Genomic DNA, 14,017 nt, shown 5'->3' with positions numbered 1-14,017 from the left:
GGTCACGACGCGTCGTCGTCCTCGGCGGATTCGCGGTAGCCGGCGTCGTAGCCGTCGCGGTATCCCTCGTCGTACGCCTCGTCGCTGCCGAGCCGGAACATGTCCTGCTCTGCGGGGCGGACGAGGGCGCGCGCGCCCGGCGCGTCGAGCTCGGTCACGAGGTGCCCGAGGCCGCGCACCACGGCGACGGGAAGCGACGCCGCCTTGCCCTTCACGAGGTCCGCGGCGGCCGCGAGCTCGTCGGCGACGGCGGGCACGGTGACGTCGAGCGGCCGCCCGGCCGCGTCCCGCGTCCCGCGGAGGTCGTCGATGACCCGCACCCCGGCCGCGCCGATCGCGACGTCCGTCTGGCCGATGCGCCACGGCCGGCCGAGGGTGTCCGTGATGACGACGCCGACGCGTGCGCCGCGCTCGCGGAACGCCGCGGCGATCCGGCGGGCGGAGGCGTCGGGGTCGACGGGCAGGAGGAGCACGTGCCCGGGCGGGACGTTGCTCGCGTCGACGCCCGCCGCCGCCTGCACGATGCCGAGCCGGTTCTCGACGATCCGGGTGAGGCCCGTCGCCGACCGCCGGGTGGCGACGACGCGCACGGTCTCGTCCGTGATCGCCTGCTCGCGGTCGCGGGCCGGGATGAGCCGCCCCTCGGCCTTGGACACGATCTTGCTGCTGATCACGAGGATGTCGCCGTCCGCGGCGTCGGGCAGGGCCTCCGTGAGGACCGCGACGAGGTCGTCGCCGGCGGTGATCTCGGGGATGCCGGGCACCGACCAGACCGAGTAGGCGGGCATCAGCGCACCAGCCTCGGGAGGACGTCGCGCGAGAAGACCTCGATCCACTCGCGCTGGTTGCGTCCGACGTTGTGCAGGTAGATGCGGTCGGCGCCGAGGTCGGCGTAGCGCTGGATCGCGGCGCGGTGCACGTCGGGATCGGCGGAGACGATGACGCGTCCCTCGAAGTCCTCGGGACGCACGAGCTTCGCCAGCTGCTCGAACTCGAACGGCGAGCGGATGTCGCTGCGCGGGAACCGCATCGCGCCGTTCGGCCACTCGCGCAGCGCCGCCGCGAGCGCCTCCTCGTCGGTGGGCGCCCACGACAGGTGCAGCCGGAGGACCTTCGTCGGAGCGGCCCGTCCGGCCTCTCGCGCGCCCTCGTCGACCCGGGCGAAGAGTCCGGCCACCTTCTCGACGGGCGCGCCGACCGTGATGAGCCCGTCCGCCGACCGCCCTGCCCGCCGCGCCGTGACCGGGCCGGCGGTCGCGACCAGCACCGGGGGCGGGACGTCGGGCATCGTCCAGAGCCGGGTCGACTCCATCCGGAAATGCGGCCCCGCGTGCTTGACGTCGCGGCCGGCGCGGGAGCCCTGGAAGAGCTTCGAGATGAGCTCGACGGCCTCGAACATCCGGTTGATCCGCTCGGGCGCCTCCGGCCAGTACTGGCCCGCGATGTGCTCGTTCAGGGCCTCGCCGGAGCCGATGCCCAGCCAGTGCCGCCCAGGATGCATCGCGGCGAGGGTGGCGGAGGCCTGCGCGACCATCGCCGGATGCCAGCGGAAGGTGGGCGCCGTCACTCCGGGGCCGAAGTCGCCACCCGTCCGCTCCGCGACGGCGGCGAGCACCGCCCACACGAACGAGCTCTGCCCCTGCGCCGGCACCCAGGGCTGGAAGTGGTCGGACGCCATGACTCCGGAGAACCCCCGGCTCTCCGCGTACGCGGCGAGCTCCACGGCCTCCGCGGGCGGGAACTGCTCGAGCATCGCCGCGTATCCGACCGGAAGCGATGCCATGGCCTCATCCTTCCACCCGGTGGTGGGCCGGCTCGTCAGGCCTCGGCGGCTCCCCGGACGGACGCCCGCGGGACGCTCAGCAGGTCGGCGGACGTGTTCGGCTGCAGGAAGTCGGCCACCGCCGTGGGGACGTAGGGCGAGACGTCCCCGCCGAGTGCCGCCACCTGGCGCACGAGCGAGCTGGAGACATGCGCGTGCGCCGGATCGGGCAGCAGGAACACCGTCTCCACGCGCGCGAGGTTGCGGTTCACGATCGCCATCGGCGTCTCGTACGCCACGTCGACCTGCGAGCGGATGCCCTTCACGAGGACCGTCGCTCCGACGTCGGTGCAGTAGTCGACGAGGAGCCCGACGCTCCACGAGGCGACCTTGACGTTGCCGCCGATGCCCGCCTCGGCGATGCTCCGCTCGAGCAGGTTGACGCGCTCGCCGATCGGCAGCAGGGCGCTCTTGTCCGGGTTGTGGACGACGAGGACGTGGAGCTCGTCGAAGATGTTCGCGGCCCGCTCGATCACATCGAGGTGTCCCAGCGTGACCGGGTCGAACGACCCAGGAACAACGGCGATCCTGTGCATGGGCTCAACTTTATCGGCGCCTCGTTGCGGGCCTGTTACGCGGCGTAGCGGTACGACACACGCGCGACGCGGGTCGTGCGGACTTCCGCCCTCGCCGGTGCGCCCGCGTGTCGTGTCCGCAGGACCCGCCCGTCCGGCTCAGTTCTTGGCGAGGAACTCCCGCGCGGACTCGTCGAGCCGGCGCGCGATCGCCTCCCGAAGCGCCGGATGGCCCGCGAGCACGGGGTCCTCGTCGAGGAGCTCCTCGGCGGCGGCACGGGCCTCGGCGATCAGCTCGGCGTCGGCGACGACGCGGAGCAGCCGCAGCGACGAGCGGCCGCCCGACTGGGTGGCGCCCAGCACGTCGCCCTCCCGGCGCAGCTCGAGGTCGATCTGGGCGAGCTCGAACCCGTCGAGGGTCGCGGCGACGGCATCCACGCGCTCGCGGGCGACGCTGCCCTGCTCCGCATTCGTCACGAACAAGCAGAGCCCCGGCAGCCCGCCGCGGCCCACGCGGCCTCGCAGCTGATGCAGCTGCGAGACGCCGAAGCGATCCGCGTCCAGGACGATCATCATCGAGGCGTTGGGCACGTCGACGCCGACCTCGATCACGGTGGTCGACACGAGGACGGACACGCGGCCGGCCGCGAAGTCCTGCATGACCGCGTCCTTCTCCTCGGCGCTCATGCGGCCGTGGAGCGCGGCGATGCGCCGCCCGGCGAGCGCTTCGACCCCTGCGAGGAGCTGCATCGTCGATTCGACGGACGCGCGGGGGCCGGCAGGCGCGTCCCCCTCCGCCTCCGCGTCCTCCCCGTCGTCCTCGGCCGGGTGCTTCGCGTCGATCGCCGGGCAGACGACGAACACCTGCCGGCCCTTCTCGATCTCCTCGGCCGCGCGCTGCCAGACCCGGTTCGTCCACCCGGGATGGTCGGCGAGCGGCACGACATGACTCTCGATCCCCGCGCGTCCGGCCGGGAGCTCGGCGATCGTCGACACGTCGAGGTCGCCGAACACCGTCATCGCGACCGTGCGCGGGATCGGCGTCGCCGTGAGCACGAGCACGTGCGGCGGGGTTCCGCCCTTCGCGCGCAGCGCCTCCCGCTGCTCCACCCCGAAGCGGTGCTGCTCGTCGACGACGACGAGGCCGAGGTCGAAGAAGCCGACGTCGTCGCCGAGCAGGGCGTGCGTGCCGACCACGATGCGTGCCTGGCCGCTCACGACGCGGAGCAGGGCCCGCCGACGCTGGGAGGCGGACAGCTGTCCCGTCAGCAGGGTCGGCATGAGCTCCGCCGCGAGGTCCGGTCCGAGGGAGCGCACGATCGAGCGCAGGTGCTGGGCGGCGAGCACCTCCGTCGGCGCGAGGAGGGCGGATTGACCGCCGCTGTCGGCGACCTGCAGCATCCCGCGCAGGGCGACCAGGGTCTTCCCCGACCCCACCTCGCCCTGGACGAGGCGGTTCATCGGCACCGGCTCCGCCAGGTCGGCGGCGATCTCCGCACCGACTCGGCGCTGATCGCCGGTGAGCTCGAACGTGAGACCGGCGTCGAAGCGCTCGAGGAATCCGCCCGCCACCGGGGTCCGCGCCGTCGCGGCGACGGCGCGGGCCGCCATCCGCTGCTCGAGCAGGGCGGCCTGGAGCACGAACGCCTCCTGCAGGCGCAGCGCGTCGCGCGCGCTGCGCCAGTCGGCGTCCCGCCGGGGGCGGTGGATGAGCTCGAGCGCGGCTCCGAAGTGGATGACGCCGAAGCGCTCCCGGATGCGGTCCGGCACCGGATCCTCGATCGGGTCGAGCGATTCGAGCGCGAGGGCGACGGACTTGCCGATCTGCCAGCTCGCGATGGAGGAGGTGGCGGGATAGATGGGCACCGGCTCGTCCGCCCACGCCTTGGCCGAGGGACCCGCGAGCTCGGTCTCGTCCTCCGGCGGGAACAGCTCGTAGTCGGGGTGGGCGAGCTGGAGGGTGCTGCGGTAGCGGCCCACCTTGCCGGCGAAGATCCCGCGCACCCCGGGCTTCAGCTGCTGCGCGCGCCAGCTCTGGTTGAAGAAGGTGAGCGTGAGCAGGCCCTGACCGTCGGAGATCAGGACCTCGAGGATCGAGCCCTTGCGCGCCTGCATCCGCCGCTCGCTGACCTTGCGAACCTCCGCGACGATGGTGACGTTCTCGTCGAGGGGCAGCTCCGCCAGCGAGGTGAGCTCACCGCGCTTGGCGTAGCGGCGGGGGTAGTGGCTCAGCAGGTCGCCGACCGTGGCCATCCCGAACGCCTTCGCGTACGCGGCCGCGGTCCGCCCGCCCAGCACGTCCCCGAGCTTGCGGTCGAGCCCACTGGTCACCCCTCGAGGCTACCTCCGCTCGCCGCCGGCACCGGCGAGCCCGAGCAGAGGGTGGGGAACGCGCGCGGGCACCTGTACGAAGCGGAGCTGGTTGCCGAACGGGTCGCTCATCTCGAGGGACTTGCCCCAGGGCCGGTGCTCCAGCTCGACCGGGGCGTGCGAGTAGCCCTTGCCCTCGAGCTCGTGGGCGAACTCCTCGATCCCGTGCACGTGGATCTGCACCGCCGTGCCCGGCGTCCCGTCCCCGAAGTGCTCGCTCAGGTGGAGGGCGGCCCCGTCCCGCGACACCTGCCGGAACAGCGGGAGATGTCCCGCTATGCGATGCTCCCAGTCCTCCCGGAAGCCCAGGAAGCCGAGATAGAACTCGTCCGCCAGGGCGCCGTCGAAGACTCGAAGAATCGGTACTACCGGCCCCAATGCCACCATGCCCGCCAGGCTAGGCGGGGCGCTCCGAGCACGGTAGGAGACCGGTCTGTCGGCGGTTCGTGCCCCTCGGGGCACAGCCTCCGGCTCTGCCCCTGATGGCATCCGTAACTGACTCGCCACGCCGTCCGGCGAGTCTCGAGCAGAGCTTGAACGTGCCCACCCGGAGGGGTGGGACGACTGTCCGCGGGGCGCACCGCCCCCGTCGGAACCGGTGTGAAGCAGCGGCTCCCCGGCCCCGCTAGCCTCGACGGGATGGCTCGGATCATCTCTGGCGCTGCCGGCTCGCTCCGCCTCCGGGTGCCGCGTTCGGGCACCCGTCCCACCAGCGACCGCGTGCGCGAGGGCATCTTCTCGTCGCTGACCGCGGAGGGAGCCATCGAGGAGGCGCGCGTGCTCGACCTATACGCGGGCTCGGGCGCTCTCGGGCTCGAGGCGATGAGCCGGGGCGCGAGCTCCGCGGTGCTCGTCGACCGCTCGCCGGACGCCGTGGCGGTGTGCCGCGCTAACGCGCAGCTCGTAGCCCGGTCGCTCGGGACGGCCGCCGGGGCGATCGAGGTCGTCCGGCAGAGTGCGAGCACGTTCCTCGCGTCCGCCGCGGGGCCGTTCGACCTCGCCTTCCTCGATCCGCCGTACGACCTCGGCGACGCCGAGCTGGCGGCGACGCTGGCCGCGCTCGCGCCGCTCCTCGCGCCGGACGCGGTCGTCGTGGTCGAGCGGAGTCTCCGCTCCGGTGAGCCGCGATGGCCCGAGGGGATCGAGCCGGTGCGCACCCGGCGGTACGGCGAGACGGCCGTGCACCTCGCGCGCGCGACCTGACTCAGCCGGCCCTCCCGTCCCAGCCGCCGAACGGATCCCAGCCTCCGCGGGCGGCGCCGGGATCCCTGCCGTCCACGGTGATGCCCGGCTGCTCCGTGAGGCGACCGAGCGGCCGGAACCCGGGCGGAAGCTCGCCGGGCGGGAACGCCGCCAGCAGGCCGTGATCCTCGCCGCCGGTCAGCACGAGCTCCAGGGCTTCCTCGGCGAGCGCCGGCGCCTCCTCCGCGAGCCGTGCGGCCTCTCTGTGCAGCGCCTCCCCGAAGAGCTCGATGCCGACGCCGCTCGCGGTCGCGAGGCGTCCGCCGTCCAGCAGCAGCCCGTCCGAGACGTCCATCATGGCGGTCGCCCCTCCGAGCGCGGCCACCCGTCCCGACGCGATGGGCGGGCGCGGGGCGAGCTGCGCCCGCACGAGGTGCGGGGAGACCGCGACGAGCCCCGGCAGGAGCGACGCGTCGGGTTCGCCGTTCGCGTCGACGGCGGATCGGAACAGCAGCGACAGGCCCGCGGCCGCCCGTCCCAGGGTCCCCGCGAGCGCGAGGACGTCGCCCGGCCGGCCGCCCGAGCGGAGGACCGGGGCGCGACCCTCGAGGTCCCCCAGCACCGTCACGGCGACCGTCAGGGTCGCAGACGCGGACAGGTCGCCGCCGACCACGCCCGCTCCGTCCGCGAGCGCGGCGCACCCCTCCCGGAGTCCGTCGGCGAGCGCCTCGAGGTCCTCAAGCGGAGTGGACGGCGGCGCGGCGAGGGCCACGACGAGCGCGGTGGGCACGGCGCCCATGGCGGCGATGTCGGCGAGGTTGGTGGCGGCGGCCTTCCAGCCGAGGTCGAAGGGGCTGGACCACGCGAGCCGGAAGTCGGGCCCGTGCACGAGCAGGTCGGTGGACAGCACGGTCCGGCCGTCGGGCGCGGCCACCACCGCCGAGTCGTCCCCGGGCCCGAGCAGCTGAGCGGCGGCCGCGGGCAGGCGCGGCAGGATGCGGCGCAGGGCCGCGGCCTCCCCGGCCGAGCCGAGCGTCGCTCCGTCGGCTCCGTCCCGCACTCCCCCACGGTATCCCGGCCCCGCCGACCGCCGCTTCGATCTGGCGCTCAACAGGCAGGAAGGGCCTTCAGCAGGAAGACACGCCGCCGATCCTCCTGTTGGCGGCGATTCTGCCTGTTGAGCGCAAGGGGCGGGCGGGCTCCGGACCGGACCCGGACCCGGACCCGCACCCGGATCTGGCGCTCAACAGGCAGGAAGGGCCTTCAGCAGGAAGACACGCCGTCGATTCTCCTGTTGGCGGCGATTCTGCCTGTTGAGCGCAAGGGGCGGGCGGGATTCCGTCGCACACCGGAGCCGGGCGGACGGTCGGGCGGTCGGTAGCCTCGGAGGGTGCCGATCCCGACCGCAGCCCAGCGCGGACGTCGCGCCCGGCGAGGGGTGCGTGCGGCCCTCGCCGTTGCGGTCGTCGCGGGGGCGGCCGCGCTCACCGGGTGCGCGCCGACCGTGTCGCTGGATCCCGCGCCCGCCGCGGCCGATCCGGAGTGCGCGGCGATCATGGTCCGGCTTCCCGGCACCGTCGCCGGGGCCGACCGGCGGGACACCGATGCTCAGTCCACGGCCGCGTGGGGGTCGCCCGCGAGCGTCCTCCTGCACTGCGGCGTGCCGGTTCCGGGTCCCACGACGCAGCGGTGCATCAGCATCGACGACGTCGACTGGGTCGAGGACGCCACCGACGAGCCGATCTACACCTACACGACCTACGGGCGGGATCCCGCGACCGAGGTGACCATCGACTCCACCCTGATCTCGGCCTCGACCGTGCTCACGGAGCTGACGCCCGCGGTCGGCTCCGTCCCGGCCGAGGGCGGCTGCGTGGGAGCCGAGGACGTCGGCTAGACGGCCACCCCGAGCAGGGCGCCGATCCCGAAGGTGACCGCCATGGCGAGCGCACCGCCGACCACGACCCGCAGCGCGGCCCTCCGCTTCCCTGCACCGCCCAGGCGGGCGCCGACCGTGCCGGTGAGGGCCAGCGCGATCAGCACGACGACGAACGTGACCGGCACCCGGATCGGGGCGGGCGGCAGCAGGATGGCGAGCAGCGGCAGCAGGGCGCCGATCGCGAACGAGACGAACGACGCGATCGCCGCCTGCCACGGCGAGACGAGGTCGTGCGGGCTGATCCCGAGCTCGGCCTCGGCGTGCGCGGCGAAGGCGTCGTGCTCGGTGAGCTCGACGGCGACGCGCTCTGCTGTGCCGCGGGACAGGCCCTTGTCCTGGTAGAGCCGCGTGAGCTCCTCCAGCTCGGCCTCCGGGTCCTCCTCGAGCTCCCGCCGCTCCTTCTCGAGCAGCGACCGCTCGGCGTCCCGCTGACTGCTGACCGACACGTACTCGCCGAGGGCCATCGAGACGGCGCCGGCGAGGAGACCCGCGACGCCCGCGGTGAGGATGGGCGCGACCGCCGTCGTCGCGCCCGCGACGCCGACCACGAGGGCCGCGGTCGACACGATGCCGTCGTTGGCGCCCAGGACCCCGGCCCGCAGCCAGTTCAGCCGCCCGCTGATGCCGAGGTGCGGCTCCCCCGGGTGGTGCGCGGGCGTCTCGGTCATCTCGTCGTCTGCAGGGCCAGCTCGATGAGCTCGTCGATCAGCTGCGGATAGCTGAGGCCGGACGCGAGCCAGCACTTCGGGAACATCGAGATCGGGGTGAAGCCCGGCATCGTGTTGACCTCGTTGACGACGAAGCCGGAGCCCGTGAGGAAGAAGTCGACGCGGGCGAGTCCCGCGCCCCCGATCGCGTCGAACGCGCGCACGGCCAGCCGTTGCATCTCGGCGAGGTCGTGCTCGCTCAGGTCGGCGGGGCACACGAGGTCCACGCCGGGCGCGTCCAGGTACTTCGCCTCGAAGTCGTAGAAGTCACGCCCTGTGACGACGATCTCCCCCGCCACGGACGCCCTGGCGGGACCGCCGTCGCGCCCGCCCAGCACGGCGCACTCGACCTCGCGCCCCGACATGCCGCGCTCGACGAGGACCTTGCCGTCCTCCGCGAACGCGACCGCGAGCGCCGCGTCCAGGTCCGCCTCCGAGGTCACGCGGCTCACCCCGACCGAGGAGCCGGCCCGGGCGGGCTTGACGAACTGCGGATACCCGAGCGCCGCCACGCGGCCGCGCCAGAGGTCGGGATCCGTGGCCCAGTCCCGCTGCGTGATGGTGACCCAGGGCGCGACGGGGATGCCGGCCGCCTCCAGGACCGTCTTCGTGAAGTGCTTGTCCATCCCGAGCGCGGAGGCCAGCACGCCGTTGCCCACGTACGGCAGGCCCAGGAGCTCGAGCATCCCCTGCACGGTGCCGTCCTCGCCGAACGGTCCATGCAGTATGGGGAATACGAGATCGACCGTGCCGAGCGACCTCTCCTCGCCGCCCTCCGCGACCCGCAGCTCGCGGCCCGTCGCGCTCTCCGGCCACCGCACCCGCGTCCCGTTGTCCTCAACGGCGGGCAAGGCGCCGGCGTCGAGGCGGAAGCGGGCGGGGTCGTCGCTCTCCAGTACGAACCCGCCCTCCCGCGTGATGCCGACCGGGATCACGTCGTAGCGGTCGCGGTCGATCGCGCCGAGGACGCCGCCGGCGGTCGCGCAGCTGATGGCGTGCTCGCTCGAGCGTCCGCCGAAGAGCAGAGCGATCCGGAGCTTCGTGGTCGATTCGGCGATCGGTCTCACTCTCCCTGGGGGACGTCGTCGGTCGTGAGGTGCGGGGCGAGGTCCTTCGGCGCGAGGGTGCCGTCGAGCACCTGGCCGACCTGTTCCACGATGGGCATGAGGACTCCGCGCGCCCGTGCGAGCTCGAGGACCGGCTTCACGGACGCGAGTCCCTCGGCGGTCTGCTGCATCGAAGCGATCACCTCCGAGTAGCTGTAGCCCTGCCCGAGCAGGCGGCCCGCGCGGTTGTTGCGGGACAGCGGCGACTCGCTCGTCGCGATGAGGTCGCCGAGCCCGGCGAGGCCCGACATCGTCTCCGGCTGCGCGCCGTAGGCGGCCGCGAACGCGGACATCTCGGCGAGGCCCCGGGTGAGGATGGACGCCTTCGTGTTCTCGCCGTAGCCGACGCCGTCGACGATGCCGATGGCGAGGGCGATGAGGTTCTTGAGCACCCCGCCGAACTCCGTGCCGATCACGTCCGTGTTGACGAAGGAGCGGAAGTACGGGTTGGTGGCGGTGGCGGCGACCGTTTGCGCGGTGAGCAGATCGTCGGACGCGACCACGGCGGCCGTCGGCATCTCCTTCGCGATTTCCAGCGCGAGGTTCGGCCCGGACGCGACGGCGATCCGGTTAGCCGGCAGCTCGAGCACATCGGCGATGACCTGGCTCATCCGCGACCCCGTGCCGAGCTCGACGCCCTTCATGAGGCTCACGACGATGGCGTGGGAGTCGAGGTGCGGACTCACATCGGCGAGGTTCGCGCGGAGGCTCTGGCTCGGCACGGAGATGTAGACCTGCTCCGCGCCCTCGAGCACCGCCGGGAGGCGCCAGTCCGCGTTCAGCGTCCGGGGCAGGTTGATGCCGGGCAGGTAGTCGCTGTTGCGCTTGCCGACCGCGATCTCGTTCGCGAGCTCCGGTCGCCGGGCCCAGATCGTGACGTGCGAGCCGCCGTCTGCGAGCACCTTGGCGAAGGTCGTCCCCCAGCTGCCCGCGCCGAGCACCGCGACCCGTGGACCGGACGGGTGGGTCGTCGCGTCAGTCAAAGCGGCCCGTCTCCGTCTGGCCCTGCTTCTTCGGGTCCCAGCGCTCGGCGGGCGCGCGCTCGCCCCGCAGGTCCTCGAGGAGCGCCGTCACGGCGTCCATGACGGCGTCGGTGGCCTCGTTGAGGACGGACGCCTCGAAGGGCTTGTCCCGGAAGCGGGACAGGTCGACGGGATCCCCGAACTTGACCGTGATGCGGGCGGGAGGAACGAGGCGGAGCTTCTTGCTGTAGCGGGGAAGGAGGTCCTGGGCGCCCCAGTGGGCGGCGGGGATGACCGGGATGCCGTGCTCGAGCGCGAGCCGCACCGCGCCGCTCTTCCCGCGCATCGGCCACAGGTCCGGATCCCGGGTCAGGGAGCCCTCGGGGTAGACGATGACGCCCCGTCCCTCCCGGACCAGCTTGTCCGCCGACTCCAGGGGGACCCTGCCGCGCGACGCGCCGCCCCGCTCGACCGGGATCTGCCCGGTCGCCCGGAGCGCCGCCCCGAGCACGGGGACCTTGAACAGGGAGGCCTTCGCCAGGAACCGCGGAGCGCGGCCGCTGCGCCACAGCGCGTACGCCATGATCACGGGGTCGATCTCGCTGTAGTGGTTCGGCGCGAGCACGAATGCGCCGGTCGCCGGGACCTTGTCCTGGTCGAGGACGCGCATCCGCGTCGTGGCCTTGAGGAACGGGATCAGGATCGCCGCGAGGGGCCAGAACACGGACGGGGTCGTCGTCTCCGGCTTGCGTCGCACCGGTCCATTATCCAGCCCGGCCGCGGGCGGGCGTGCGCGCCACCACGGCTACGGGGTGCGGAGGTGGGCGCCGCGCAGCGCCGCGGCGACGCCGAAGACGCCGAAGCACAGCGTCGTGCCGACCACGATGAGCAGCGGGGCCGTCCAGCCCCCGGTGAGGTCGTGGGCGAGGCCGAGCGCCGGCGGGGACAGAGCGGCCGCCACGTAGCCGACGCCCTGCACGAATGCCGACAGCGCAGCCGTCTGCCGGGCGTTGCCGGCGGTGGCCGCGATCACCGTGAACACCGCGGTGAAGCCCGCGCCCTGAGCGACGCCGCCGAGCGCGCAGAAGAGGAGGAAGAGCTCCGGGGCGAGCAGGAGCCCGATCGGCAGCGAGCACCACAGGGCACCGACGAGCGAGATCGCGGCCCATGCCGGGATCCGCATCACGAGCAGCGGCATCCCGATCGCCCCCAGCACGGCGAACATCTGGAAGAACGAGGACGACACCCCCGCCTCGGAGGCGGTGAAGCCGCGCTCGTCCGCGAGCAGCGAGGGCAGCCAGGCCGTGATGCCGTAATAGGACGTCGCCTGTCCCGCGAACGCCAGAGCGAGCAGCCAGGCGAGCGGTCGCCGCCACACCACGGCGTGCTCGGCGGGCGCCGAGTCCTCCCGGACGGTCGGCGGCCGGCGGCGGAGGAAGACCAGCCAGGCGGCGGTCCCGAGCACCGTGAGCGTCAGCCAGGCGAGCAGGGCGCCCCGCCACCCGAGCACGGCGGCGAGCGGCGCCGTGCCGAGCGACACGACCATCGCCCCTATGTTGAGCATCGAGTTGTAGCCACCGGTGGCGAGGCCGACGCGTCCGGGCCGGACGTCCCGCCGGATCAGCACCGGGACCACGACGTTGCCCACCGTGATCGCGAGGCCGATCACCACCGTCCCGGCGATCGCGAGCCAGAACGGACCCGCCGACCGGATCGCGGCGCCCGCGATGATCCCGACGAGGCACACGAGCACCGCGAGCTCCGCTCCGACCCGGCGGATCACGAGCAGCGCGAGCGGCGCCGCGAGACCGAAGCAGAGCACCGGGATGCTCGTGAGCAGGCCGACCTCAGCCGCGCTGATTCCGAACTCGGCCCGGATCTCGCCGGCGACCGGGGCGACCGCGACGAACGGCCCGCGGAGGTTGACGGCGGCCAGCAGGAGCGCCACGAGGAACAGCCCCGGCGCCGCCGCCTCGGGGAGCGGCCCGCGCGGTCGTTCCGCCGCGGACCGGCTCGCCGACGTCATCCCTCGATGACGAACCGGGCGCCCAGTGCCTCCAGCTTCGCGATGAAGTTCTCGTAGCCGCGGCTGATGATGCCGACGTTGCTCACGGTCGAGCGTCCCTCGGCGGTCAGCGCCGCGATGAGGTGGGAGAACCCGCCGCGCAGGTCGGGGACGACGATATCGGCGCCGTGGAGCGGCGTCGGCCCGACGACGACGGCCGCCTGCTCGAGGTCGCGCCGCGGCACGCGACGGCCCTCGGTCTCGAGCCCCTTCTTGTGCACCGTGATGTTCGCGCCCATCTCGATGAGCGCGTCGGTGAAGCCGAACCGGTTCTCGTACACCGTCTCGTGCACGACCGACTCGCCCTCGGCCTGCGTCAGCGCGATGACGAGCGGCTGCTGCCAGTCGGTCATGAAGCCGGGGTGCACGTCCGTCTCGATGACGACCGGCTTGAGGGGCGTGCCCGGGTGGTAGAACCGGATGCCGTCCTCGTAGATGTCGAACTTGCCGCCGACCTTCCGGAACACGTTGAGGAAGGTCATCATGTGCTCCTGCTTCGCCCCGCCGACGAAGACGTCGCCGCCGGTGGCGAGCGCGGCCGAGGCCCAGCTCGCGGCCTCGTTCCGGTCGAAGATCGCGCGGTGCGTGTAGCCCTCGAGGCGGTCGACGCCCTCGATGAGGATGACGCGGTTCGGCTCGACGGAGATGATCGCGCCCATCTTCTGCAGGATCGCGATGAGGTCCATGATCTCGGGCTCGATGGCCGCGTTCCGCAGCTCGGTGATGCCCTCGGCGCGCGTGGCGGTGAGGAGCACCTGCTCGGTGGCGCCGACGCTCGGGTACGGCAGCTCGATGCGGGCGCCCTTGAGACCCTGGGGGGCCGTGATGCGGATGCCGCTCGGCAGCTTGTCCACGACGGCGCCGAACTGGCGGAGGGCGTCGAGGTGGAAGTCGATCGGCCGGTCGCCGATGCGGCAGCCGCCGAGGTCGGGGATGAACGCCTCGCCGAGCTGGTGCAGCAGCGGGCCGCAGAACAGGATCGGGATGCGGCTGGACCCTGCGTGCGCGTCGATGTCCGCCATGTGGGCGGTCACGACGGCAGAGGGGTCCAGGAGCAGGTCGCCCGGCTCGGTCCCCTCCGTCACCTTCACGCCGTGGACCTCGAGCAGGCCGCGGACGACGCGGACGTCGCTGATGTCCGGAACACCGCGCAGCAGGCTCGACGACTCGCCCAGGAGGGAGGCCACCATCGCCTTCGTCACGAGATTCTTGGCGCCGCGGACCTCGATCCGCCCCCGGAGGGGGATGCCGCCGTCGATGGCGATCCGGTCGAAGGTGAGGCCGACACGCTCTCCGGCCTTCTGGGCGTCGGTGACGAGACTGTTCACGGGATCCTTACTTCTCCAGGC

At 73.2% G+C, this 14,017-nt stretch carries 14 protein-coding genes; 2 read left to right on the top strand and 12 right to left on the bottom strand.

The window, feature by feature from the left end; all coding sequences use genetic code 11:
* Positions 1–2: 2 nt before the first annotated feature.
* From J3P30_RS09565 to J3P30_RS09545, 5 genes are all read right to left on the bottom strand, one after another.
* Positions 3–788 (bottom strand): coenzyme F420-0:L-glutamate ligase, encoded by a 786-nt coding sequence (locus J3P30_RS09565; RefSeq protein ID WP_210480811.1) that lies wholly within the window; start codon positions 786–788, stop codon positions 3–5.
* On the bottom strand, positions 788–1,783 hold the full coding sequence (locus J3P30_RS09560) for a TIGR03557 family F420-dependent LLM class oxidoreductase (protein WP_210480810.1): 996 nt from the start codon (positions 1,781–1,783) through the stop codon (positions 788–790). Before J3P30_RS09560 ends, J3P30_RS09565 begins: the two co-directional genes overlap by 1 nt.
* 35 nt (positions 1,784–1,818) lie before the next feature.
* Positions 1,819–2,358 (bottom strand): pantetheine-phosphate adenylyltransferase, encoded by a 540-nt coding sequence (gene coaD, locus J3P30_RS09555; RefSeq protein WP_210480809.1) that lies wholly within the window; start codon positions 2,356–2,358, stop codon positions 1,819–1,821.
* A gap of 138 nt (positions 2,359–2,496) precedes the next feature.
* Positions 2,497–4,668: an ATP-dependent DNA helicase RecG gene (locus J3P30_RS09550; protein ID WP_210480808.1), complete on the bottom strand. Its 2,172-nt coding sequence runs from the start codon at positions 4,666–4,668 to the stop codon at positions 2,497–2,499.
* 9 nt (positions 4,669–4,677) lie between these two features.
* Positions 4,678–5,094: a glyoxalase superfamily protein gene (locus J3P30_RS09545; RefSeq protein WP_210480807.1), complete on the bottom strand. Its 417-nt coding sequence runs from the start codon at positions 5,092–5,094 to the stop codon at positions 4,678–4,680.
* 252 nt (positions 5,095–5,346) lie between these two features.
* On the opposite strand from J3P30_RS09545, the gene rsmD reads away from it, so the two are divergent.
* Positions 5,347–5,910 (top strand): 16S rRNA (guanine(966)-N(2))-methyltransferase RsmD, encoded by a 564-nt coding sequence (gene rsmD, locus J3P30_RS09540; protein WP_210480806.1) that lies wholly within the window; start codon positions 5,347–5,349, stop codon positions 5,908–5,910.
* Position 5,911: 1 nt separating this feature from the next.
* Here rsmD and J3P30_RS09535 read toward each other — a convergent pair whose 3' ends face one another.
* Positions 5,912–6,949, bottom strand: coding sequence for a thiamine-phosphate kinase (locus tag J3P30_RS09535; protein WP_210480805.1), 1,038 nt, complete (start codon positions 6,947–6,949; stop codon positions 5,912–5,914).
* Between the two features lie 330 nt (positions 6,950–7,279).
* On the opposite strand from J3P30_RS09535, the gene J3P30_RS09530 reads away from it, so the two are divergent.
* A complete protein-coding gene (locus J3P30_RS09530) occupies positions 7,280–7,786 on the top strand; it encodes a DUF3515 domain-containing protein (protein WP_307807456.1) in 507 nt (168 codons plus the stop codon).
* Here the strand turns inward: J3P30_RS09530 and J3P30_RS09525 are convergent.
* Genes J3P30_RS09525 through murA form a run of 6 tightly spaced genes read right to left on the bottom strand, consistent with a single transcriptional unit; the run spans position 7,783 to position 13,996 of the window.
* Positions 7,783–8,496, bottom strand: a complete 714-nt coding sequence (locus J3P30_RS09525) for a VIT family protein (protein ID WP_210480804.1) — start codon at positions 8,494–8,496, stop codon at positions 7,783–7,785. The genes J3P30_RS09530 and J3P30_RS09525 overlap by 4 nt on opposite strands.
* Positions 8,493–9,602: a D-alanine--D-alanine ligase family protein gene (locus tag J3P30_RS09520; RefSeq protein ID WP_210480803.1), complete on the bottom strand. Its 1,110-nt coding sequence runs from the start codon at positions 9,600–9,602 to the stop codon at positions 8,493–8,495. The genes J3P30_RS09525 and J3P30_RS09520 overlap by 4 nt, the downstream gene beginning before the upstream one ends.
* Positions 9,599–10,624, bottom strand: a complete 1,026-nt coding sequence (locus J3P30_RS09515) for an NAD(P)H-dependent glycerol-3-phosphate dehydrogenase (protein WP_210480802.1) — start codon at positions 10,622–10,624, stop codon at positions 9,599–9,601. The genes J3P30_RS09520 and J3P30_RS09515 overlap by 4 nt, the downstream gene beginning before the upstream one ends.
* Complete coding sequence (locus tag J3P30_RS09510) at positions 10,617–11,360, bottom strand: lysophospholipid acyltransferase family protein (RefSeq protein WP_307807455.1); 744 nt, start codon at positions 11,358–11,360, stop codon at positions 10,617–10,619. The genes J3P30_RS09515 and J3P30_RS09510 overlap by 8 nt, the downstream gene beginning before the upstream one ends.
* Before the next feature lie 48 nt (positions 11,361–11,408).
* Complete coding sequence (locus J3P30_RS09505) at positions 11,409–12,629, bottom strand: CynX/NimT family MFS transporter (protein ID WP_210480801.1); 1,221 nt, start codon at positions 12,627–12,629, stop codon at positions 11,409–11,411.
* Positions 12,626–13,996 (bottom strand): UDP-N-acetylglucosamine 1-carboxyvinyltransferase, encoded by a 1,371-nt coding sequence (murA, locus tag J3P30_RS09500; protein WP_210480800.1) that lies wholly within the window; start codon positions 13,994–13,996, stop codon positions 12,626–12,628. The genes J3P30_RS09505 and murA overlap by 4 nt, the downstream gene beginning before the upstream one ends.
* Positions 13,997–14,017 lie beyond the last annotated feature (21 nt).

The sequence above is a fragment of the Naasia sp. SYSU D00948 genome (assembly GCF_017916515.1).
Taxonomy (GTDB): domain Bacteria; phylum Actinomycetota; class Actinomycetes; order Actinomycetales; family Microbacteriaceae; genus Naasia.
This window is presented reverse-complemented; position numbering and strand designations above follow the sequence as displayed.